Annotated in this window: 27 protein-coding genes and 1 rRNA gene; 3 read left to right on the forward strand and 25 right to left on the reverse strand. The window is 44.5% G+C overall.

Annotated features, from left to right (window positions below; all coding sequences use genetic code 11):
• A 16S ribosomal RNA gene (locus tag BMZ22_RS15380) occupies positions 1 to 614 on the reverse strand; the annotation flags it as partial.
• A gap of 511 nt (positions 615 to 1,125) precedes the next feature.
• Positions 1,126 to 1,350, reverse strand: a complete 225-nt coding sequence (locus BMZ22_RS15385) for a hypothetical protein (protein ID WP_090087203.1) — start codon at positions 1,348 to 1,350, stop codon at positions 1,126 to 1,128.
• Between the two features lie 386 nt (positions 1,351 to 1,736).
• Here BMZ22_RS15385 and pdaB point away from each other — a divergent pair, with 386 nt between their 5' ends.
• Positions 1,737 to 2,495, forward strand: a complete 759-nt coding sequence (pdaB, locus tag BMZ22_RS15390; protein ID WP_090087204.1) for a polysaccharide deacetylase family sporulation protein PdaB — start codon at positions 1,737 to 1,739, stop codon at positions 2,493 to 2,495.
• A 130-nt stretch (positions 2,496 to 2,625) separates the two neighbouring features.
• On the opposite strand, the gene BMZ22_RS15395 is transcribed toward pdaB, so the two are convergent.
• Positions 2,626 to 3,255: a KinB-signaling pathway activation protein gene (locus BMZ22_RS15395; protein WP_090087207.1), complete on the reverse strand. Its 630-nt coding sequence runs from the start codon at positions 3,253 to 3,255 to the stop codon at positions 2,626 to 2,628.
• A gap of 134 nt (positions 3,256 to 3,389) precedes the next feature.
• Here BMZ22_RS15395 and gerD point away from each other — a divergent pair, with 134 nt between their 5' ends.
• On the forward strand, positions 3,390 to 4,049 hold the full coding sequence (gene gerD / locus BMZ22_RS17010) for a spore germination lipoprotein GerD (protein WP_177183468.1): 660 nt from the start codon (positions 3,390 to 3,392) through the stop codon (positions 4,047 to 4,049).
• A 90-nt stretch (positions 4,050 to 4,139) separates the two neighbouring features.
• Here gerD and BMZ22_RS15400 read toward each other — a convergent pair whose 3' ends face one another.
• Together BMZ22_RS15400 and cwlD are read right to left on the reverse strand one after the other, a co-directional pair.
• On the reverse strand, positions 4,140 to 5,201 hold the full coding sequence (locus tag BMZ22_RS15400; RefSeq protein WP_090087209.1) for an Mrp/NBP35 family ATP-binding protein: 1,062 nt from the start codon (positions 5,199 to 5,201) through the stop codon (positions 4,140 to 4,142).
• Between the two features lie 255 nt (positions 5,202 to 5,456).
• A complete protein-coding gene (cwlD, locus tag BMZ22_RS15405) occupies positions 5,457 to 6,176 on the reverse strand; it encodes an N-acetylmuramoyl-L-alanine amidase CwlD (RefSeq protein ID WP_090087211.1) in 720 nt (239 codons plus the stop codon).
• Positions 6,177 to 6,330: 154 nt separating this feature from the next.
• On the opposite strand from cwlD, the gene BMZ22_RS15410 reads away from it, so the two are divergent.
• Positions 6,331 to 6,759 carry a DUF948 domain-containing protein gene (locus tag BMZ22_RS15410; RefSeq protein ID WP_090087213.1) on the forward strand — a complete coding sequence of 143 codons (429 nt, stop codon included), beginning with the start codon at positions 6,331 to 6,333 and terminating at the stop codon, positions 6,757 to 6,759.
• Between the two features lie 18 nt (positions 6,760 to 6,777).
• Here the strand turns inward: BMZ22_RS15410 and BMZ22_RS15415 are convergent, their stop codons facing one another.
• The 20 genes from BMZ22_RS15415 to BMZ22_RS15505 form a co-directional block, all read right to left on the reverse strand.
• Positions 6,778 to 7,119 (reverse strand): DUF948 domain-containing protein, encoded by a 342-nt coding sequence (locus BMZ22_RS15415; protein ID WP_177183469.1) that lies wholly within the window; start codon positions 7,117 to 7,119, stop codon positions 6,778 to 6,780.
• A gap of 38 nt (positions 7,120 to 7,157) precedes the next feature.
• Positions 7,158 to 7,559, reverse strand: coding sequence for a DUF948 domain-containing protein (locus tag BMZ22_RS15420; protein ID WP_090087217.1), 402 nt, complete (start codon positions 7,557 to 7,559; stop codon positions 7,158 to 7,160).
• A gap of 77 nt (positions 7,560 to 7,636) precedes the next feature.
• Positions 7,637 to 9,022, reverse strand: a complete 1,386-nt coding sequence (locus tag BMZ22_RS15425) for an efflux RND transporter periplasmic adaptor subunit (protein ID WP_090087219.1) — start codon at positions 9,020 to 9,022, stop codon at positions 7,637 to 7,639.
• Positions 9,019 to 9,693, reverse strand: coding sequence for a hypothetical protein (locus tag BMZ22_RS15430; protein ID WP_090087221.1), 675 nt, complete (start codon positions 9,691 to 9,693; stop codon positions 9,019 to 9,021). The genes BMZ22_RS15425 and BMZ22_RS15430 overlap by 4 nt, the downstream gene beginning before the upstream one ends.
• Positions 9,694 to 9,816: 123 nt before the next feature.
• Positions 9,817 to 10,845: a GNAT family N-acetyltransferase gene (locus BMZ22_RS15435; protein ID WP_245745499.1), complete on the reverse strand. Its 1,029-nt coding sequence runs from the start codon at positions 10,843 to 10,845 to the stop codon at positions 9,817 to 9,819.
• Positions 10,846 to 10,851: 6 nt separating this feature from the next.
• A complete protein-coding gene (locus BMZ22_RS17315; RefSeq protein ID WP_245745501.1) occupies positions 10,852 to 10,989 on the reverse strand; it encodes a hypothetical protein in 138 nt (45 codons plus the stop codon).
• Between the two features lie 135 nt (positions 10,990 to 11,124).
• Positions 11,125 to 11,517 carry a 30S ribosomal protein S9 gene (rpsI, locus tag BMZ22_RS15440; RefSeq protein WP_090087223.1) on the reverse strand — a complete coding sequence of 131 codons (393 nt, stop codon included), beginning with the start codon at positions 11,515 to 11,517 and terminating at the stop codon, positions 11,125 to 11,127.
• Positions 11,518 to 11,536: 19 nt separating this feature from the next.
• Positions 11,537 to 11,974: a 50S ribosomal protein L13 gene (gene rplM, locus BMZ22_RS15445; protein WP_090087225.1), complete on the reverse strand. Its 438-nt coding sequence runs from the start codon at positions 11,972 to 11,974 to the stop codon at positions 11,537 to 11,539.
• Positions 11,975 to 12,666: 692 nt separating this feature from the next.
• Positions 12,667 to 13,413, reverse strand: a complete 747-nt coding sequence (truA, locus tag BMZ22_RS15450; protein WP_177183470.1) for a tRNA pseudouridine(38-40) synthase TruA — start codon at positions 13,411 to 13,413, stop codon at positions 12,667 to 12,669.
• Positions 13,414 to 13,429: 16 nt separating this feature from the next.
• Positions 13,430 to 14,230 (reverse strand): energy-coupling factor transporter transmembrane component T family protein, encoded by an 801-nt coding sequence (locus BMZ22_RS15455; RefSeq protein WP_090087229.1) that lies wholly within the window; start codon positions 14,228 to 14,230, stop codon positions 13,430 to 13,432.
• Complete coding sequence (locus BMZ22_RS15460; RefSeq protein ID WP_090087231.1) at positions 14,223 to 15,095, reverse strand: energy-coupling factor ABC transporter ATP-binding protein; 873 nt, start codon at positions 15,093 to 15,095, stop codon at positions 14,223 to 14,225. Before BMZ22_RS15460 ends, BMZ22_RS15455 begins: the two co-directional genes overlap by 8 nt.
• Positions 15,071 to 15,910 carry an energy-coupling factor ABC transporter ATP-binding protein gene (locus BMZ22_RS15465; RefSeq protein ID WP_090087233.1) on the reverse strand — a complete coding sequence of 280 codons (840 nt, stop codon included), beginning with the start codon at positions 15,908 to 15,910 and terminating at the stop codon, positions 15,071 to 15,073. The genes BMZ22_RS15460 and BMZ22_RS15465 overlap by 25 nt, the downstream gene beginning before the upstream one ends.
• A 170-nt stretch (positions 15,911 to 16,080) precedes the next feature.
• A complete protein-coding gene (gene rplQ, locus BMZ22_RS15470) occupies positions 16,081 to 16,434 on the reverse strand; it encodes a 50S ribosomal protein L17 (protein WP_090087235.1) in 354 nt (117 codons plus the stop codon).
• Positions 16,435 to 16,477: 43 nt separating this feature from the next.
• Entirely contained in the window at positions 16,478 to 17,422 is a 945-nt protein-coding gene (locus BMZ22_RS15475) for a DNA-directed RNA polymerase subunit alpha (RefSeq protein ID WP_090087238.1), read from the reverse strand.
• Positions 17,423 to 17,643: 221 nt separating this feature from the next.
• On the reverse strand, positions 17,644 to 18,036 hold the full coding sequence (rpsK, locus tag BMZ22_RS15480; protein ID WP_090087240.1) for a 30S ribosomal protein S11: 393 nt from the start codon (positions 18,034 to 18,036) through the stop codon (positions 17,644 to 17,646).
• 16 nt (positions 18,037 to 18,052) lie between these two features.
• Entirely contained in the window at positions 18,053 to 18,418 is a 366-nt protein-coding gene (gene rpsM, locus BMZ22_RS15485; RefSeq protein ID WP_090087243.1) for a 30S ribosomal protein S13, read from the reverse strand.
• Between the two features lie 24 nt (positions 18,419 to 18,442).
• Positions 18,443 to 18,556: a 50S ribosomal protein L36 gene (gene rpmJ, locus BMZ22_RS15490; protein WP_068446074.1), complete on the reverse strand. Its 114-nt coding sequence runs from the start codon at positions 18,554 to 18,556 to the stop codon at positions 18,443 to 18,445.
• A gap of 35 nt (positions 18,557 to 18,591) precedes the next feature.
• A complete protein-coding gene (infA, locus tag BMZ22_RS15495) occupies positions 18,592 to 18,810 on the reverse strand; it encodes a translation initiation factor IF-1 (protein ID WP_068446075.1) in 219 nt (72 codons plus the stop codon).
• A complete protein-coding gene (locus tag BMZ22_RS15500) occupies positions 18,803 to 19,123 on the reverse strand; it encodes a KOW domain-containing RNA-binding protein (RefSeq protein WP_090087246.1) in 321 nt (106 codons plus the stop codon). Before BMZ22_RS15500 ends, infA begins: the two co-directional genes overlap by 8 nt.
• Positions 19,124 to 19,297: 174 nt before the next feature.
• Positions 19,298 to 19,942 carry an adenylate kinase gene (locus tag BMZ22_RS15505; protein WP_090087248.1) on the reverse strand — a complete coding sequence of 215 codons (645 nt, stop codon included), beginning with the start codon at positions 19,940 to 19,942 and terminating at the stop codon, positions 19,298 to 19,300.
• Between the last annotated feature and the right edge of the window lie 7 nt (positions 19,943 to 19,949).

A 19,949-nucleotide genomic window follows, 5' to 3' on the forward strand; every position in this document is an offset into this window, starting at 1 on the left:
GACCGCCTGCGCGCGCTTTACGCCCAATAATTCCGGACAACGCTTGCCCCCTACGTATTACCGCGGCTGCTGGCACGTAGTTAGCCGGGGCTTTCTGGTCAGGTACCGTCAAGATGCTGTCCTGTTCGAACAGCACGTGTTCTTCCCTGACAACAGAGTTTTACGATCCGAAAACCTTCATCACTCACGCGGCGTTGCACCGTCAGACTTTCGTCCATTGCGGATGATTCCCTACTGCTGCCTCCCGTAGGAGTCTGGGCCGTGTCTCAGTCCCAGTGTGGCCGATCACCCTCTCAGGTCGGCTACGCATCGTCGCCTTGGTAAGCTCTTACCTTACCAACTAGCTAATGCGCCGCGGGCCCATCTGTAAGTGGCAGCCAGAGGCCGCCTTTCAGCTTGTGATCATGCAACCACAAGCATTATCCGGTATTAGCTCGCGTTTCCGCGAGTTATCCCAGTCTTACAGGCAGGTTGCCCACGTGTTACTCACCCGTCCGCCGCTCGTTCCACAGGGGTGCGCCCCGAAGGGCGACCCGCTGCTTCCCGCGCTCGACTTGCATGTATTAGGCACGCCGCCAGCGTTCGTCCTGAGCCAAGATCAAACTCTCCAAAAAAGTTTGCGTGAGACTGACACCGATCAATCTCATACTTAGCTTCAAAAATTGATTCAAGGGGTTAAAAAGTTTGCATCAAATCAGCTAAGCTGACTCGTCAACTTCTTACCTCTGACATCGTTTATCATACTGGTTGTTTTGTTCAGTTTTCAAAGATCAATTATCCCGCCGCTTCTTTAGCGACAAGATATATTTTATCGTGCCAGCAACAAAATGTCAATAACTTTTTTGTTCATTTTTTCGGCTGAATTCATCAAGAAATAATGACTGTTTTGCTGACAACAAAAAATAATATAGCATATTAAATTCATGAGTTCAATAGGAAATCAATAAAAAGATAAATCAAATTTTAAATATGCTTTCATAAAGATTGCCGTGCTTTATGCTTAACACGACATACGTTATTATATCATATAGGTTATCTTCAATAAAGAAGCGATTTTCTTTTAACAATAAGGGATTCTTTAGTGAACCTCCCCCTTGCCCGCGATAATGTTTACCTTAGAGCGATTTATTGCTGGCCGCCTGTGCGCCTCGGCATATACTTCATACACTCTTCTGCGCTGGCGAACCGGCGATATAAATTGAAAATGGTGTAGTAGCGTTCTTTCATTGCGCTTTTGACCATTTGATCGATTCGATTATCTTCCAGATCCAGCAGCAGCTCTTCCAGTTCCCGTTTTATCATATATTCCATTTCTTTTTGTTCCTGATCATTTACCATAAATCCAAGCATAGTTAACACCTGTCTTCCTCATCATAATAGATTTTTTCGCCACATATATACGACGTTTGCAATCACTCTCAGATATATCAAAACCGTTTGGATGTTTATTTTCCCCGATTAGTTCATTTTTTATCCATTTATGTATACACGCACCATTTTTTCTTCAGAAACTACATCGGTAAATTGCTTGTCTCGCCAATAATAATAAGTACCATTAATTCACACTTGTTAAACCTCTTATTGTAAAAAACTCTAAAAAGTATGCATCATTCTGAGGTGATTCTTTTTTAACCCTGGCGAAGTTAAGAAAAAACAGCTTTTCTTATCAAGGCTTGTTCATATTAAGGCATTCTGCTCATAGACTAAATTAAGGAATGTTTGAGAGGGATGGTGCAATGGATCATTTTTATGTGATGCGATTCAACAAATGGAAACGTTACGCAATTGTCGTCTTGCTTGCTTTATTTGCTGCACTTTTTATTTGGTTTGAACGGGACGGGACCTTTTCAGTGATATCAAACAATGAACCACAGGCATTGGCAAAAGGGAATGCTGATGAGCCAAATATTGCATTAACCTTTAATATCAGCTGGGGTGAAGAAAGGGTTAACGCGATTTTGGATAAGCTGGAAGAGCACGAGGTACAAGCTACATTTTTTGTCAGCGGTGAGTGGGCCGAACGTCATCCCACAATATTGGAAGACATCACGGAACAGGGGCATGAATTAGGGATGCTCGGCTATCGGTATGAAAGTTATCTTGACCAGGAACTGGACGAGGTGCGCAATGATTTGACGGAAGCAAAAGATGTGTTTGAGAAGCTCGGGTATGAGGATATCGAACTGCTGCGTCCGCCAAACGGCCATTTTGACGAAGACATTATTGAATTAGCTGAAAATCAGGGATATACCGTCACCCATTGGAACGTTAATCCAAACGATTGGGAAAACCCGGGGACTGACACTATTACGAATACGGTGATGGAAGAAACATCAAACGGGGATATTATTCTAATGCACGCATCTGATTCGGTGAAACAAACCGCGGACGCATTAACAACAATATTGCCGGGGCTTAAAAATAAAGACTTTCACTTTGTGAGCATTTCAGAGCTGATCAATCAGGCACACGCCGAATCCAAACTCGCTGACTAGAACACAGAATGGACAACAGGGATTAAAAAGACGAACTATTATTAGAAAGGGAAGTGGGATAACCCGCTGCGGAAATATGCTGCGCTAAACCGTCCTTATAGTTCGTCTTTTTCCTGGTCAAGCTGAGGATTCATGCTTTCTGTGTTCCTGTCTTTTTGTCTGACTGCCTGGCGTTTTCTCCATTTGTCAGTCTGTGCAGAACAAGCAGCTGATATGTATTACACGCTAACAGCGGGAATATCATCAGCCATGCATAATCAAAGCCGCTCGTCCGCAATCCCGGCACCCATTCAACAGATGTGATAACAACCATAAAAAATAACGCCGGAATAAACGCCCGCTGATTCGTCTCGCGGGCTTTAATTTTTGCAACAATCCAGCCAAACCCGAGAATTCCTGCAGCCATTAAGATAAACCAGAACAATGAAATATTTTCGGTATTGGTATATGGAAAATAAACCAGATCAAATACGACAAATGCGATTAAAAGCACTTGCACAGTCGGCCAGAACGTCCGGAACAGGCTCAGACCAAACCGATTGATGAAGAGATATGCAAAGAAACCGGTCTGACTGACGGCACTGAAAACCAGACCTAAGCCAATAAAAAAGAGTATGACCCCTATCAGTTCAAACCCATTAAATGGATTAAGATTTTCTGTATAATATGCAGGTTTGATAAAAAAGCTTGTTACTAAGCCGGTAATGCCGCCGATTAGTAACGTTTTAATGAACAAACCCACCAGCTTTCGAGTGTTCACGTCATTTTCCTCCTAGATATATGTTACATTCCCTTACACATTTTAGCATGAACCACGCTGTTTTTCCTCTTATAACTACATAATTTCCTTCTGAATTGCGCATATTAAGCATGACAGGAAGGAGGATCTGAACAATGTTTCGGATGACTTTTATTTCCCTTTTCCTAATACCCGCGCTATTCATCGCCGGCTGCAATGGCGGGCAAGGAGCATCCGGAGATGAGGCGAATTATGATACAACAAAAAAAATGGTTGTTGACATACTTCAGACAGAAGATGGCAAAAAAGCCTTGCAGGATATCATGACTGACGAAAAAATGAAAGAACAGCTCATCATGGATTCTGATGCTGTTAAACAATCCGTTGAAACCACTTTAAGTTCCGATAAAGGCAAAGACATGTGGAAAAAGTTATTTGAAGACCCGAAATTTGTAAAAACGTTTACGGACTCAATGGCAGATGAACAAAAAAAGCTGATGAAGGATCTTATGAAGGATTCAGAATACCAGCAGCAAATGATTGATTTGATGAAAGACCCGCAAATGACGCAGGAAATGGTAAAGGTCATGAAAAGCCAGGAATTCAATAAACACTTGGAAGAAACAATTCAGAAGACGCTTGAAACGCCACTATTTCAGGAAAAAATAAGCGAAATCCTGTTAAAAGCTGCTGAAGAACAGTCCAAAGGCGGCGGTTCCGGTGGTTCCGAAAGCGGTGGAAGCGGTTCTGGAGGCTCCGGCGGGGGCGGTGGCTCCGGTGGCGGATCCGGCGGGGGCAGTGGCGGTGCCACTTAATCAACAGCGTGCACTCGCTCCCATCAAAAAAAGGCGGCCTGTCAAAAGTCAGGTTTGGAACTTTTGGCGGCCGCCTCAAATACTTTAATTTTATTCTTCCTCCACTTTAGCAACAATTTTCGATGCCATTTTATGGTATTCTTTGCCAAGTGGATGATCTTCCTGATAGACAGAAGGGGCAAATTCATCCTCATCTTCATACGGCTGCTGCAGTGGCAGGCGTCCGAGTACTTTCGTCTGCAGTACATCAGCGAGCTTATCGCCACCGCCTTTACCGAATACATACTCTTTCTCACCGGTTTTCTTGCTTTCATAATAAGCCATATTTTCGATAACACCAAGAATCTCATGCTCCGTCTTAATAGCCATCTGGCCGGCCCGTGCTGCAACAAATGCTGCTGACGGGTGCGGTGTTGAAACGATTACTTCTTTTGCTGAAGGGATTAATTCGTGAACATCCATGGCGATATCACCGGTTCCGGGCGGCAGATCAAGCAGGAGATAATCGAGATCGCCCCACTCAACTTCTTTGAAAAAGCTGTTCAGCATTTTTCCGAGCATCGGTCCTCGCCAAATAATCGGTGAATTATCTTCCACGAAAAAGCCCATTGAAATGACTTGCACCCCAAAACGCTCAACAGGAATGATCTTTTCCCCGCGTACTTGCGGGCGATTTTCGATACCCATCATATCGGGCACACTGAAACCATAAATATCCGCGTCAATGATGCCGACTTTTTTGCCAAGACGCATTAAAGACATTGCGAGATTAACGGTTACTGTCGATTTGCCGACGCCGCCTTTACCGCTGGCGATTGCAATAAAGTTAGGCTGTTTGCTGACGCCGAGCAAGGATTTTTCTTTTTCGGCTTCTGCTGACGGCTGGAATTCTTGAATGACTTCATCGGGCAGCTGTTCGAACCGGAGTCCGACAGTTGAAGCCCCGTTTTTCTTCAACAGCGCGACAATTTCCTGCTGCAAATCCATCTGCTCCGCTGTATTCGTTTTGCCAATGCCGATTTTAACACTGACATGCTTCTTCTCTTCTTTAATACTTATACTTTTGACGCCGCCTGTTTCCTCAAGCGTTTTATGTAAAAATGGATCCTGGACAGAATTGAGCAATTCTTGAATTTCTTCTTTTGATAACACGGTAAGTCACCATCCCTTTCCTAGCATCTATATAAAACGTATCATCCTGAAAATTTGCATACAACGCTAGTATAACACAAATTAATCAAATTCTAAGGGATAAAGTGAATCTTCAATCATTGACGGTGTTTTTTCCGACAATGATTGTTAGATGAACGAATCGGACATTTAGGAACAGTTAGCCGGCGTATTCTGACGGCTTACTCTTCTTTACATGCGGGAAAAGATTCATGGATGGTGCTTCCGTTATTGCCGTTATTGCTTCTCCTCAGGTTCTTCGGTAGCATATCGGAGGATCCCTTGATAAATGCTCCCGGCCATTTTGCGCTGATAGTCGTCATCCTTTAAATTTTCCCGTTCATGTTCATTTGATAAAAACCCAATTTCCACGAGGGCACCCGGCACTTCAGCATGCTCCAGCAAGTAGACGTTGTTGAGCGCGAGCGATTTGCGTGTCGTATTGTCCAAATTGCGCACAACCTCAGCCTGAATCATTTCAGCCAGGTGCTTGCTTTTTTCCTCTTTCGGATGGTAAAACGTCTGGGCGCCATGCCATTTTTCCGAAGACAAGGCATTTAAATGCAAGGTTACAAAGAAATCAGCTTCACGGTCATGAATAATTTGCATCCGGCGGCGAATATCTTCAGCTTTCCGGCGGGAGAGGCCTTTGGTTTCCTCTGACGCCAGGTCTTTATCTTCCTCCCGCGTCAAATAAACAAGCGCACCTGACTGCTGCAAGTAATCACGCACTTTCTTGGCAACAGACAGCGCAATGTCTTTCTCGAGCGTTTCATCTTTTCCGACAGCCCCGCCATCCGGACCGCCGTGCCCTGGGTCGATGACAACCGTTTTACCCGATAAAGGCAAAGACCATCTTTCCCATGTGGTATCTGTCTGCTGAATCGGGTATTGTATCAAAAACGCCAAAATAACCACACCCGCCGCCCACAGCAATATATTTTTAAAACGTCCCATACCCCTCTCCCCTTATCACAGTGCTTTTTTTATTGTATGGGACGAGTTTATCGTTTATGATAAGTTCAAAGAAGGTAAAGATAATAGACAGATTATAGTAAGGATCTGTATGAGCCGGAACGATCTGAGAAGAAAACTGAAAGGAGAATGATACATGGATTGGGCAGGACTGGGCGTCATTATTATAGGTATTGCACTGCTTGCAGTGGCGGTGTTGTTAGTTAAGCCACTCACAAAACTGACCGAAGCGCTGACAGGGGTGAAAGAAACGACAAACGCGCTCCCAAATCAAGTCGCTGAAGTTATGGGTCAAACTAAAACTGCGCTGAATTCAGCGAATGGCACACTCAGCCAGGTAAATGAGCAAGTTGATAAGATTAAACCTCTTACAAACGCCGTCTATCGTATCGGCATGGCTTTGCAGAACCTTATCAAGACGCTTGAAACCATTAATGATGACATGCGTGTCAAAACCGATAACCCGACGATGCGCCGCTACAACCTGGAAAGCATCTATGGTGTGATGGCATTAGGGTATGTGATGTACGAACGACAAAAAGGCAACAAAACAGCAAATAAATAATCCCCTGATATCAGGGGATTATTTACTGTCGTCTTTTTTCTTTGATTTTTTTCGACCCCAGCTGAAATTGGCTAATGGTGTCGTCATTTTTCTCGACATTTCGCCGACATCATTCACCATATAAAACAGCGGACTGATTGTGCGTAATTTGTCGTTCACTTCGGATATTGTCACATTTGTCTGATTCAGAAGTTGACCCGTCTCCCGAAAAATATCATCCAGCTGATCCGGCATTTGTTCAACGGTTTTCTCAACGCCGCGGAGGACGTTTGCCAGATTATTTAACGTCCATGACAAATAAACAGCAATGACTATAAAAGCTATTCCAATCAGCATGACACCGATTCCTGTTAAACTCATTTTCATCCCTCATTTCCTGTTAATACGTGTTTTACATATCATTTCATTTTTTTATAAAGCTTGTACGCCACATCAGCCCATTTGAATGAATCGATCAGCGTTCTGCGGTTCTTAGGTGTCTCATATGCTGATGCCTTCGCCGTTTGCTCATCCATAAACCGGCCGCCTTCTTTAACGGACACCCCGACATTTTCCAGCGTCATCACCATACTGTCAACCGCGTCCATCTTATCCTGCAATTCATCAAGCGTCTTACCGGTCTCATTTATCGTCTTTCGCAGTTCCGGTGTGATGTAGTGAAGCCTTTGCTCGACTTCACTCAGCGTTTTGCCCAGTGTTTCCACCATGGTTGCTGTACGCTTCAACACGAGGGAAGCATAGACGGCTACAAGAGCAAACGCCAGCGCGCACATAAATATGCCTATGTAGACAAAATCCATTTACAATGCCCCTCCTTTTCGAGCCCTCACTTCAAAATGTGACAAAGCAATTTCATATATAACGTTATTTTCCCTTTTTAGCGTGATAATAATCCTATTACGAAATATCGTTTCCAGTCCACATTACCATATTTTCCAAAATCTTGCCATTCTATATCCCCCAGTTCCAGCGGGGTGATAAATGTGGCGCCGTCACGGAATTGATCATTATCAGCATCAGCAATCATTTCGCCAGGTGTTGCGCCTTCAGTTATCTCTGTCAGATCATCCATTTCGATGCCGGTTTCCACCGGTTGTTTTGCAAGAAGACCGCTCGTCGTCATCTTCCACAAATGTCCGGCAAAAACATGGTCTTCCCGCACTGCGGTTGCTTCAGCTGATTCATTCGTCGTTATCGTCAGATCAGCATGGTAGCCGGGGAGTAAATTGTCTTCAGCCGATTGCTCTGTCTCTTCGTTCGTATCATTCGCCTGTGGCGGCTCAGATTCCTCAATATCAATTGAGTCTTCAGTTTCGCCCGCATTCGTTGCATCTCCCGGAGATGTCTCATCTTCTGCAGCATCATTTTCAGGCGTCTCATCCTGTTGTTCGGTACCTTCTGATGCCTCTTCCAAGCTGGCTGTATATGGATAAACGCTTATGCCGTTTACAGTGGTTGCCTCAGGAGTGTTGCTGACATCATTTAAAATGCCTTCCATGATAACATCGTTTTCCCTGACAGCGACTTCAACAGGCATTTCGGCTTCCACTTCCATGCGTTCGGCTTCTTTTAATTCGCCCTCAGCCTGTAATTCCATACTGCGAATCGTAACAACCGGATTATCGAGCGATTCCGTTATCTCACTGACCTCGCCCTGATACGGACTTTCGACAGTAATCGTCTCACCGGATGTCTGCAATTCCGATATTTGTGCCTGAACACTGTCAAGTTCGGCTTCCTTTTGTGCGAGTTCATTTTGTTTTTCTGTTAAATACTGCTCTTGCATATAATTGGCTTCAACCGACTGGCTTCGCATATTCAATGTGCCATTGTCGCCTTCAAGCTCGGTCTCCATGTCGGTTTCAGGGATGCGGTACGTGGCAATCGATGTGAGTGCTTCTTCAGTGGCCTCAACTTCACCTTCCAATTGCGCCTGCTTCGTTTCCAATTCGGTCATCGTTTCATAGTAATTCTCTGCCTGATAGGTGAACAAGTCATCGCCCGGATTAACATTCATGCCTTCTTCAACGAGAAATTCGTCAAAGCTTCCCTGTTCGTCATCGAAATAGATATTGTTTTCTTCAGCTGGTGCCAATACCCCCGCCGTTTCGATCGTTTCATACATATCTTTCACCACTGTCTCAGACCAGCCTTCAATATAAGACAGCCGAGGCACTTTTTCGACCTCATCCAAATAAACAAGCAAACTATTAATACCAATAAATAAGATGACAGCCGTTAATAAAATTTTTCTGCGCTTCATCCAAACCACCCGCTTATCAAATCACTGTCCAGAAAAGCCAGCGCCGATACACCGGCCCAGTATAGAATATGTATGCCAATGACATTCACCCAGAGCCACACGCGTTTTATATCGGACATAAACCCGATAAATTTCACCTGAAACCAGATAATCCACAGCTGGAATAATGAAATGGCCCCAAAGAAAAAGATAACCCATGGCAGGTCGGTAAAATAGGATGTGATTATGCCAAATGCCCATGGTGAGGCAAACCAGTCCAGCCCGGCAAAAACGGCAAGAGGTATCCATAAAACCCGTTCAATCAGCATAACGAGTAAAACAATCTGCTGCATAATAAGCAATTTTCGATACGGGATTTCCGTAATTGCATAGAAGAACAATGACGGGATGATTAAAATCAACAAAGCAAATATCGCCCCAAACACCGTTCGGCCGATCACGAACCATATTTTCCCCGCCTCGTATTCAAATGCGTTCAGTGCTGCAGCTTCAGTTGAAATGATATCTGAGCCGATGCCCAGAATTGCCATCCAGGCATAAACCCCTGCACTGGCAAAAATCAGCAGCGCAAATAGTTTCCACAAATTTTTCAAGGATTCAGCCCGTTTAAGCGTATATAAATGATCATCAATCGGGAAAAAGAACTTTGCTAGATTTACACGATAAAGCATGAACGACATTCCTTTAGTCTGTATTAGTTACATAGGTATAATGTCTATTTTAACGTAATATGACAAAATATCATACTAAATTTATATTTTAAGTGTCATAATAGGTCGTAATTCCCAGAAGTTTTAATAAAAATCAGGGAAAAATGGCTGCTGGTACGGAATAATGGTTTCCAGCTGTTCGATTGCTGCCGTCGGTCCTTGAATCAGACCGGCATCAGATAATTCGGTCGGCCGCTTATATCCCATCAGCATGGCTGCAAGCTGCTGAACAGGACAGTAAACAGTATTATCCGGCGCCACATCTGATTGAACGTGTACGATGTTTGAATCACGCCCGGTGTGTGCGAGCTGATATATGCCATTGTTTTCCGGTAAAAATGCATCCTCGACCCGGAACGCCACTGAACCTGAAGTTCTATTATTAAACGGATAGTCTTTCAGGAATGCTTCGACATCGACAATACGCGCCATAAAATAAGGCTTGATTTTCTGTTCAAAACGCGGTTCCTCGACAAGCAGCGGGAGGTTGTCATTTTCCGGGACCGTCATTTCAACGGTATCCGCCATTGAGTCATGATTGGCAATAAATTGCATCAAAAGCTTCCTGGCGTTGAGCGTATTATAAACAAACTCATGAACAATCACTTTCCCCTGATTGACTTTATAAAGGAGATAGCCTTCTGCTTCACCATCCGCATTAAAAGCAGCCGCTTTATGCCATTTCGCCTTTAAAACACGCTGCTCCCACCATTTTTCATCACGCGTAAGCGGTCCGTTGAAATTTCCGGCATAGTCCGTATAAATGTCGTGTAAAAGCGCTGTGTCGTCCTTAATGCGGTGCACACTGCCCTCAGTTTTCCAATCCTGCTTTAACGTCTCCAGCGGAATGGTATAGACCTTTTCTGAAAATGTGTGCTCCCAGCCATACTTCCGGTAAAACGCAAAGGAAAAAGGATGAAGAAATGAAATAGCCTGGCCGGATTCCCGCATATACTGCAGCGCATGATACAGCAAGTCTTTCACCGCTCCCTGCCGGCGAAATTCGGGCCAAGTGGCAACCGAACTGACACCGCCCATCTCAAACGTTTTGCCATTTATGTAACACGTAAGCGGGATAAGATGGAGTTTAGCCGCCAGCTGGTTATCTGCCATCCATCCCTAAATAATATGCCGCTCTGCTTCTTCACGTTTTTTCTTAATCGCCTCTTCGGACAACTCATACTGAAAAGCAAATTGCGACAGCGCAAAAATATCACCAGCATCTTCTGTGAGGTTTAGCTGTTTAATATCACGCATCAATGAACTCCCCCCGGTCATCTTAATATGTCCATCATACAACGTCTTGGAATAAAGTGAAATCAAACGTTTTCTCTAAATATAGAAAAAGCCCTCCTCCCGGTAAAGGAAAGAGAGCTTTTGAAAAAACACTGCTTAACGTTTTGAGAACTGTGGGGAACGACGCGCGCCTTTAAGACCGTATTTCTTACGCTCAGTTGCGCGGGAGTCACGAGTCAGATAGCCTTCGCGCTTAAGTGTTGCACGATACTCAGGATCTGCTTCCAAGAGTGCGCGTGCAATACCGTGACGGATGGCGCCTGCCTGCCCTGTGAATCCTCCGCCGTCTACATTAACAAGTACATCGTAAGTACCTTCTGTTTCAGTCGCTTTAAGCGGCTGATTTAGGATAATACGCTGCGTTTCATATGGGAAATAGTCTTCTGCCTCACGTTTGTTAATGACAACACGGCCGGTCCCTGGAACAAGACGGACACGTGCAGTTGAACGTTTACGGCGTCCGGTGCCGTAGTATTGAACTTGTGCCAAATTGGTTTACCTCCTTTTATTATCCGCGAAGCTCGTAAACTTCTGGTTTTTGTGCTTGATGATTATGCTCGGAACCTCTGTAAACGTGCAGCTTCTTAGCCATTTTTCGTCCTAATGGGCCTTTAGGAAGCATGCCGCGGACAGTTGTTTCCATCATTTTCTCAGGATGGTTGCGAAGCATTTCATTAGCTGAACGTGCTTTCAAACCGCCTGGGTGGTTTGAGTGTCGATAGTACATTTTGTCTGTCAGTTTCTTTCCTGTCAATTCTACTTTATCAGCGTTAATTACGATGATGTGATCACCAGTATCAGCGTGTGGTGTGTAAGTTGGTTTATGCTTTCCGCGAAGGATTGCAGCAACTTCACTTGCTAAACGGCCAAGACGCTTGCCTTCAGCATCCACAACATACCATTTGCGTTCAATGTTAGCTTCATTTGCCATGAACGTTGTGCGCATGATGTTTCCCTCCAATTACTTTCATTTCGTTTCATAGTCGTTTTTTTCATTTCGCTATATTTCATCACAATTAGTTTTCCGGGGCTAATCGTGGTTTTGAAATAAAATGCCACAAATCATCATATACCAGAAGCGTATGAATGTCAAGCGTTGCGAGCATTTTTATAATTAACGTAAAATCCATAAACTGCGACGTACTTTAAAATAGAAGTGGCTCTTCGGCTATCGCTCCGGAAATACACTCCGCTTTTCGCGGGCGGCTGGTGAGCCCCTTCGTGCTGGCGCACTTCAGTGTCTCACCTATGCCTTTGCTCCCGCAGAAGTCTTCGTGTATTTCCTTCGCTATGGTTGGCTTGATCGCATAGCACTACAGAAACAGTAAGCATCCTGAAGACCCCGCAAGAAAGGTTCAAGGCTAAGACCGCCACGTCCTGTGGCAACGCCTTTGTGACCAACATCTGTTGGCCCGAGGCCGTGCCCATGGAAAGCGAAGTATATTAGCGGAGCGGCTTTTAGGTCTTAACGATAATCAGAATGAGATTTTCACTACTTCGCACTTTCCATCAACTTCGAATACGAAAGTTAGACCGTAGCAAAGTATGGAAAAGTGCCTTTCCTCAACTCCTGAATGCTTATCACATTTTGTCGATTATTGCCCGGGAAATGTCGGGAATTTTGCTGTTTATTCGAGATTAATCCTCGTTATAGGTGACTTTCCAAAGATACAATCCTTGAGGCGGGACGGTATCACCGGCGGATTGTCTGTCGTGCTTGTTAAACAGCTTCCCGATATCTGAAGCGGCCAATTTGCCGCGGCCGACATCCAGCAGCGTGCCGACAATGATCCTGACCATATTGTATAAAAAGCCGTCACCCCGCAGGATGAATTCAAATCGGCTGCCTTTCCGGAAACATGAAACCTCGTACAATGTACGCACCTTGCTCCCGACCGTTTCCGATTTAGCAGATGAAAAGGTCGTGAAATCATGTGTCCCTTCAAAATAGCCGGCGGCCTGCTGCATTTTCTTAATATCAAGCTCATACGGGTATTGATAAATATAATTTTGCTGAAAGACATCCCGTTCGCGTTCATTTAAAATATAATAGCGATACTCCTTTTCTTTAGCATCAAAGCGGGCATGAAAGGAATCGTGTACGTGTGCTGCTTCGTTTACATGCAAATCGGTTGGGAGCAGCGAATTGAGTGCCCGTTTCCACTCGGCAGGCGTCAAATGATAGTTTGAATCAAAGTGGAATGTCTGACCTTTAGCGTGTACACCTGCATCGGTTCGGCCTGATGAAAAAATACGCACAGACTCGCCTTTATGAATTTTCCTCAGTGCTTTATTGATTTCACCTTCAACCGTGCGTGCCCTGGGCTGAATCTGCATGCCTGAAAAATTAGTCCCATCATAGCTTATGACACATTTTATTCTCATGGTGATCCAGCCCTTTCTAATAGCTTCGTGTAAAAAATAGTGCAGCGGTTGTCAAAATGAATAAAAGAAAGATTAGAAGATCCCGTTTTTCAAGCTTCAATTCGCGCAATTTAGTTCGTCCTTCTCCGCCTTGATAGCCGCGGGCCTCCATTGCCATTGCCAATTCCTCAGCACGTTTGAAGGCACTGACAAACAACGGGACCAGCAATGGAACGACAGCTTTCATGCGCTCTTTTAACGGTCCGGTGCGAAAGTCAACACCACGGGAAGCTTGTGCTCGCGATATCTTTTCCGTCTCCTGCATGAGTGTTGGAATAAACCGTAATGAAATCGACATCATCAACGCCAGCTCATGCACCGGGAACCTTATCTTTTTTAGCGGGTGCAGCATATCTTCAATGCCGTCCGTGATTTCAATCGGGGTCGTGGTCAATGTAAGCAAAGATGTGACAAGAATAAGCAGGAAAAACCGCATAGATATGGCAAAACCTTGTATAATAGCGCCTGAATAAATGCTGAATCCAAAAATATCAACTAAAACGGTTCCCTGATTCGTAACAATTAAGTGCAGTATAAATGTAAACCCAATCAAAAACCACACCGGTGTCAGCCCTTTTAATATAAAACGGATCGGTATGCGGGTTGTTATCATACTGGCCAGTGCAAAAGCAGTCAAGACACTGTAACTTATGACGGTGTTGGCCAAAAACACAATAAATACAAAGAAGAAGATGACCGTCATCTTCGTTCGGGGGTCGAGCCGGTGAACGAGTGAATTCCCCGGGACATACTGACCAATAATCAACATATTATTCATTGGTCAGCCCCCCTTTAAGAATTTGCCTGATGTCACTGGCGAGCTCGGCCGGAGACTGACGCCGGTAAGGTATGTCATAACCAAACTGTTCGGAAAACTTGTTGATGAACTGCACCATCTCAGGCACATCAAGCTGAACCTTGTGCAGCGCATCTCGCTGAGTCAGCACCTCTTCCGGCTTGCCTTCCATATATTTTGTGCCATCATTTAAAATAACAACATTATCGGCATATTTGACAGCATCTTCCATGCTGTGCGTCACAAGTATCGTTGTCATTCCCTCTTGATGATGCAGATTATAAAACATATCCATCATTTCACGTTGGCCGCGTGGGTCAAGACCCGCGGTCGGTTCATCCAGGACGAGCACTTCCGGTTCGGTGGCAAGCACACCCGCTATTGCAACGCGCCGCATTTGCCCGCCGCTTAAATCAAATGGCGAGCGCTCCAGCAGTTCGTCTGACAACCCCACTACAGGTGTCAGCTGCTCGATGCGTTTATTTATCTCTGCTTGCGGAACACCGAAATTATGCGGACCGAACGCAATATCCTTTTTGACGGTTTCCTCAAACAATTGATGTTCAGGATACTGGAAAACCACCCCGACCCGGCTGCGCAAACTTTTCAGCTCGTCCGGTTTCTGGTCTTGTGTCAGGTGGTAATCACCAATGATGACCTCGCCCTTTGTCGGACGGACCAAGCCATTTAAATGCTGGATGAGTGTTGATTTCCCTGAGCCTGTATGACCGATAACTGCTGTAAAAGAACCCGATGGAATGAAAAGTGATAAGTCCGCAATCGCCTTATGTTCAAAGGGGGTTTTAGCCTGATAAATGTAACTTACGTTGTTGAATGTGATGTCCATAGTTCCTCCAGCAGCTCCTCATGACTTAAGGCTTCATTTGTTATCGTCACACCCGCATGTCGCAGTTCATCTGACAACGTTGCAATAAAAGGAATATCCAGTCCGATTTCGCGAAGTTCTGCCTTCTTGGCAAAAATCTCCCTCGGAACTGCTTCATCCCATATTTCACCATTATTCATTACAATGACACGCTCAGCCTGTACAACTTCCTGCAGGTCGTGCGTAATCGTAATAAGCGAGAGGTTGCGTTCTTCCTGTACGTTTGTCACAGTTTTCATTATATCTCTTCGGCCGCGGGGGTCAAGCATAGCGGTCGCCTCATCAAGTATAAGAACTTGCGGGAAAATTGCCAGAACACTTGCAATCGCAACACGCTGTTTCTGGCCTCCTGAAAGCTTGTGTGGCTCAGTCAAACGGTAGGAATCCATACTGACCGCTTTTAAGGTATTGTCAATCCGCTTCACCATCTCATCTCTTTCAATCCCCCGATTCTCCATGCCGAACGCAACATCGTCCTGAACGGTGGTTCCGACAAATTGGTTATCGGGGTTTTGAAAGACCATTCCGACGTCTTTACGAATCTCCCAGATTGATTCCTGGGTCAACTGCCTGCCATTGATGATGATTTCACCCTCTTGCGGAAAGAGGAGACCATTCATCAGTTTGGCGATTGTAGACTTACCTGAACCATTATGACCGATAATGGCAGCTGCTTCATTCTGATAAATTTCAAATGAGCAGTCTTTTAAAACCCAAGGCTGCTCTTCTCCATATCGAAAGGATACATTTTTGAATTCAACTAGTTTCTCCCGCATCTCCGCTCCCCCTCTTTCTAAACCAAACGATGCAAAAAAAGGGCCTGGATTCACCTCATGGAAGAGATTCTGTCCTGCCCTTAAAGAGGATGTTCAAAAGACCGGTAAAAAAGACACAAATTGGCCCTTTTTAGCCTCCTTTTGAACACGCACTTGCCGTATCGCCTGAATTAAACGAGTTCGATGATTGCCATTTTTGCGCCATCGCCCTGACGTGGTCCAAGCTTAAGAACACGCGTGTAGCCGCCTTGTCGGTCTTCATAACGTCCAGCGATGTCATCAAACAATTTTTGAAGAACTGATTCGTCTTCATTCGCATCTTGATCATACAGGAAAGATGCTGCCTGGCGACGTGCGTGAAGATCACCACGTTTGCCAAGTGTAATCATTTTTTCTGCTGTAGACTTCAGGTCTTTGGCCTTAGCTTCTGTCGTTTCGATACGTTCGTGGATGATTAAATCAGAAGTAAGGTTACGAAGCATTGCCATTCGATGGTCTGTCGTCCGTCCTAGTTTTCTGGCCATGGACTATCCCTCCCTTTCCTGTTGCTAAGTTGCTTTGACTGTATTAGTCGTCATCACGTAAACCTAAGCCTAAGTCGTCAAGCTTTTCTTTCACTTCTTCAAGTGACTTGCGGCCAAGGTTGCGCACTTTCATCATGTCTTCTTCCGATTTGTTGGAAAGCTCTTGCACTGTATTGATTCCGGCGCGTTTCAGACAGTTGTAGGACCTTACAGAAAGATCAAGTTCTTCAATCGTCATTTCCATAACTTTTTCCTTCTGGTCTTCCTCTTTCTCAACCATGATTTCGGCTTTCTGGGCTTCATCCGTCAAACCTATAAAGATATTAAGATGTTCGTTAAACACCTTAGCACCTAAGGAGACAGCTTCTTCCGGACGGATGCTTCCATCTGTCCAGACATCCATTGTCAGCTTATCATAGTTGGTCACTTGCCCAACACGCGTATTCTCAACTTGATACGTAACACGTGTGACAGGTGTAAAAATCGAATCGACCGGAATGACGCCGATTGGCTGTTCGTCACGTTTGTTTGCTTCTGCCGGACGATAGCCACGACCTTGCTCTGCTGTTATTTTCATATGCAGGTTTCCATTGCCGTTGATTGTCGCAATCTCCAATTCCGGATTCAATACTTCTACATCACTGTCATAGGTCAAATCTGCAGCCGTAACTTTTCCTTCTCCCTGCACATCAATCTCCAATGTCTTAACATCATCAGAGTAAATTTTCAATGCAAGCTTTTTCAAGTTCAAAATAATCGATGTGACATCTTCAACAACCCCCTGGATTGTTGAGAATTCATGCTGAACACCATCAATTTGAACCGAGGTAACAGCAGCACCCGGAAGTGAGGAAAGCAGGATACGACGCAAGGAGTTTCCTAAAGTAGTACCATATCCACGTTCAAGCGGTTCGACGACGAACTTTCCATATGTCGCATCATCGGTAATCTCTACGGTCTCTATCCCCGGTTTTTCAATTTCGATCATTCTGTAAAACCCTCCTTTAAAACGTCGAAATCCCGGTTAGACGGCCAACAGTGTCTAACCGAAATTCCCCAAATAGGCAGTTGGCGTTTCTGCACTAAAACATTCCTGATATACCATTGTTTCTTGTCCCCCGCCACAGGTTTCACATCAAAAGGCGCGTTATGCATTTTTAGCTATAATAACCCATTATTGACAGGGTGACAAATTCTATACGGTTATCTTTACACACGACGACGTTTTGGCGGGCGGCAGCCATTATGCGGAACAGGTGTTACATCATGAATTGCTGTAATTTCCAGTCCTGCTGCCTGTAATGAACGAATTGCGGCTTCACGGCCTGCTCCAGGGCCTTTAACCGTTACATCAAGCTGTTTCATACCATGATCAACCGCATTCCTGGCAGCTGTCTCAGCAGCCATTTGTGCAGCGAATGGTGTTGATTTACGGGAGCCTTTAAAGCCTAGTGCTCCTGCAGAACTCCATCCAATTGAATTTCCTTTTACATCTGTGATGGTTACAATCGTATTGTTAAATGTTGAACGGATATGTGCCACACCCGTGTCAATATTCTTTTTCACGCGGCGTTTGCGTGTTGTTTGTTGTTTCCGTGCCATTGCTGGTTACCCTCCTTTACTTTTTCTTGTTTGCCATTGTGCGGCGAGGTCCTTTGCGCGTACGTGAGTTGTTTTTCGTCTTTTGCCCACGCAACGGCAATCCCCGGCGGTGTCTGATACCTCTGTACGAACCGATTTCAATCAGGCGTTTAATGTTGAGGGATGTTTCACGACGAAGATCACCTTCAACCGAATACTCACCGATTGCTTTACGGATGCTGCTCAACTCATCTTCAGTGAGGTCGCGTACGCGTGTGTTTTCAGAAACGCCCGCTTCACTCAGAATGTTTTGGGCAGTGCTGTGTCCGACACCATGAATATAAGTTAGTGAAATCGACACACGTTTATCACGTGGAATGTCGATACCTGCAATACGTGCCATAGTTTTCTTGCACCTCCTTATTGATTAGCCTTGTTTTTGCTTGTGTTTCGGATTGTCGCAAATCACCATTAATTTGCCTTTCCGTTTAATGATTTTGCATTTTTCGCATATTGGTTTCACAGATGCTCTGACTTTCATCATCTTACCTCCTTTTGTATCGGAGCTCGAACAAGTTATTTATAACGGTACGTAATTCGCCCTTTACTTAAATCATAAGGAGAAAGCTCTACCGTGACTTTATCACCTGGCAAAATGCGGATAAAATGCATGCGGATCTTGCCGGAAACATGAGCCAGTACGGTATGACCGTTTTCCAATTCCACATTAAACATCGCATTCGGCAGTGTTTCAGTTACGGTGCCTTCTACTTCAATTACATCGTCTTTAGCCATCGTGTTGATCTCCCTTCTTCAAATCAGTCACAATTTCATTCATAAATTTCGTTAAGGCAAATCGCAACTTGCCATTTGTGACACGACCGGTTTCTAGAAGGCTGTTTTGGACTTCCGGAGATATAAATTCCATAACTTCAATATGATGCAGATTCTTTTTCTTAGGCCGATCATATTTACGTTTTTCTCCGTCTGCAAGCAGAACATAGCGATCATCGATCAGCTTCAGCACTATGGCATATTGTCCTGCTTCACGTCCTTGCAAAATACGAACAACTTGACCTATTCGCGGAATCGAATCAGCTTCGTTCACCAACGATCACCTTCACTTAGGCTTTTGATTTATAACAAATCTTTCCGATGACTGCGGGCCATCAGATAATCTCATTCTTATACCGGATAGTGCACAGGTTGTTATAAATTGCTGCGGCATTTATTATACCGCTAAGTGTGCCTGATTGCACCCAATTCAATCCAACCGGATAATTTATTTTTCAATTGCTGATTGAATATCTTTAAACACTTGATTGATTTCCTGATCGCCATTTATGGTGACAAGATAACCTTTATCATCGTAGAAATCAAGTAATGGCTTCGCTTGCTCCATATTGACTTCGAGACGGTTTTTGACTGTCTCAGCCTGGTCATCTTCGCGCTGAATCAATTCGGAACCATCATTATCACATTTGCCGTCCTGTTTTGGAGGGTTATAGATAACATGATACGTTGCACCGCATGTCGGACAAATTCTGCGGCCTGTGAGACGTTCAACTAAATTCTCTTCAGGTACATCCACATGCAGCACATAATCAATTGATGTGCCCATTTCGCTCAACAGCGATTGCAAGGCTTTCGCCTGCGCAATCGTTCGCGGAAATCCATCCAATAGGAATCCATCTTTGCAGTCATCTTTGCTTAAGCGTTCTTTTACAATTCCTATTGTAACATCATCTGGAACAAGATCACCCTGATCCATGAATTCTTTCGCCTTCTTACCGAGTTCGGTTCCTTCTTTAATCGCTAAACGGAACATATCTCCTGTTGAAATATGAGGGATGTGATATGCTTCATTTATTTTCTCAGCCTGTGTGCCCTTACCGGCACCGGGCAGACCCATTAATATTAAATTCAACAATTTT

The organism is Lentibacillus persicus (assembly GCF_900112705.1).
Taxonomy (GTDB): Bacteria; Bacillota; Bacilli; order Bacillales; family Amphibacillaceae; genus Lentibacillus; species Lentibacillus persicus.

What these genes read in the sequence shown, in the direction of transcription:
- BMZ22_RS15435 (WP_245745499.1), bottom strand. Translation starts at nt 10,845, where the DNA reads ATGGCAGATAACCAGCTGGCGGCTAAACTCCATCTTATCCCGCTTACG.
- BMZ22_RS15455 (WP_090087229.1), bottom strand. Translation starts at nt 14,230, where the DNA reads ATGAATAATATGTTGATTATTGGTCAGTATGTCCCGGGGAATTCACTC.
- rplM (WP_090087225.1), bottom strand. Translation starts at nt 11,974, where the DNA reads ATGCGCACAACGTTCATGGCAAATGAAGCTAACATTGAACGCAAATGG.
- cwlD (WP_090087211.1), bottom strand. Translation starts at nt 6,176, where the DNA reads ATGGGACGTTTTAAAAATATATTGCTGTGGGCGGCGGGTGTGGTTATT.
- BMZ22_RS15475 (WP_090087238.1), bottom strand. Translation starts at nt 17,422, where the DNA reads ATGATCGAAATTGAAAAACCGGGGATAGAGACCGTAGAGATTACCGAT.
- pdaB (WP_090087204.1), top strand. Translation starts at nt 1,737, where the DNA reads ATGGATCATTTTTATGTGATGCGATTCAACAAATGGAAACGTTACGCA.
- rplQ (WP_090087235.1), bottom strand. Translation starts at nt 16,434, where the DNA reads ATGGCCAGAAAACTAGGACGGACGACAGACCATCGAATGGCAATGCTT.
- BMZ22_RS15460 (WP_090087231.1), bottom strand. Translation starts at nt 15,095, where the DNA reads ATGGACATCACATTCAACAACGTAAGTTACATTTATCAGGCTAAAACC.
- BMZ22_RS15425 (WP_090087219.1), bottom strand. Translation starts at nt 9,022, where the DNA reads ATGAAGCGCAGAAAAATTTTATTAACGGCTGTCATCTTATTTATTGGT.
- truA (WP_177183470.1), bottom strand. Translation starts at nt 13,413, where the DNA reads ATGAGAATAAAATGTGTCATAAGCTATGATGGGACTAATTTTTCAGGC.
- rpmJ (WP_068446074.1), bottom strand. Translation starts at nt 18,556, where the DNA reads ATGAAAGTCAGAGCATCTGTGAAACCAATATGCGAAAAATGCAAAATC.
- rpsK (WP_090087240.1), bottom strand. Translation starts at nt 18,036, where the DNA reads ATGGCACGGAAACAACAAACAACACGCAAACGCCGCGTGAAAAAGAAT.
- BMZ22_RS15420 (WP_090087217.1), bottom strand. Translation starts at nt 7,559, where the DNA reads ATGGATTTTGTCTACATAGGCATATTTATGTGCGCGCTGGCGTTTGCT.
- infA (WP_068446075.1), bottom strand. Translation starts at nt 18,810, where the DNA reads ATGGCTAAAGACGATGTAATTGAAGTAGAAGGCACCGTAACTGAAACA.
- BMZ22_RS15430 (WP_090087221.1), bottom strand. Translation starts at nt 9,693, where the DNA reads ATGCTTTATCGTGTAAATCTAGCAAAGTTCTTTTTCCCGATTGATGAT.
- BMZ22_RS15465 (WP_090087233.1), bottom strand. Translation starts at nt 15,910, where the DNA reads ATGCGGGAGAAACTAGTTGAATTCAAAAATGTATCCTTTCGATATGGA.
- BMZ22_RS15385 (WP_090087203.1), bottom strand. Translation starts at nt 1,350, where the DNA reads ATGCTTGGATTTATGGTAAATGATCAGGAACAAAAAGAAATGGAATAT.
- BMZ22_RS17315 (WP_245745501.1), bottom strand. Translation starts at nt 10,989, where the DNA reads ATGCGTGATATTAAACAGCTAAACCTCACAGAAGATGCTGGTGATATT.
- rpsM (WP_090087243.1), bottom strand. Translation starts at nt 18,418, where the DNA reads ATGGCACGTATTGCAGGTATCGACATTCCACGTGATAAACGTGTGTCG.
- BMZ22_RS15415 (WP_177183469.1), bottom strand. Translation starts at nt 7,119, where the DNA reads ATGAGTTTAACAGGAATCGGTGTCATGCTGATTGGAATAGCTTTTATA.
- BMZ22_RS15410 (WP_090087213.1), top strand. Translation starts at nt 6,331, where the DNA reads ATGGATTGGGCAGGACTGGGCGTCATTATTATAGGTATTGCACTGCTT.
- gerD (WP_177183468.1), top strand. Translation starts at nt 3,390, where the DNA reads ATGTTTCGGATGACTTTTATTTCCCTTTTCCTAATACCCGCGCTATTC.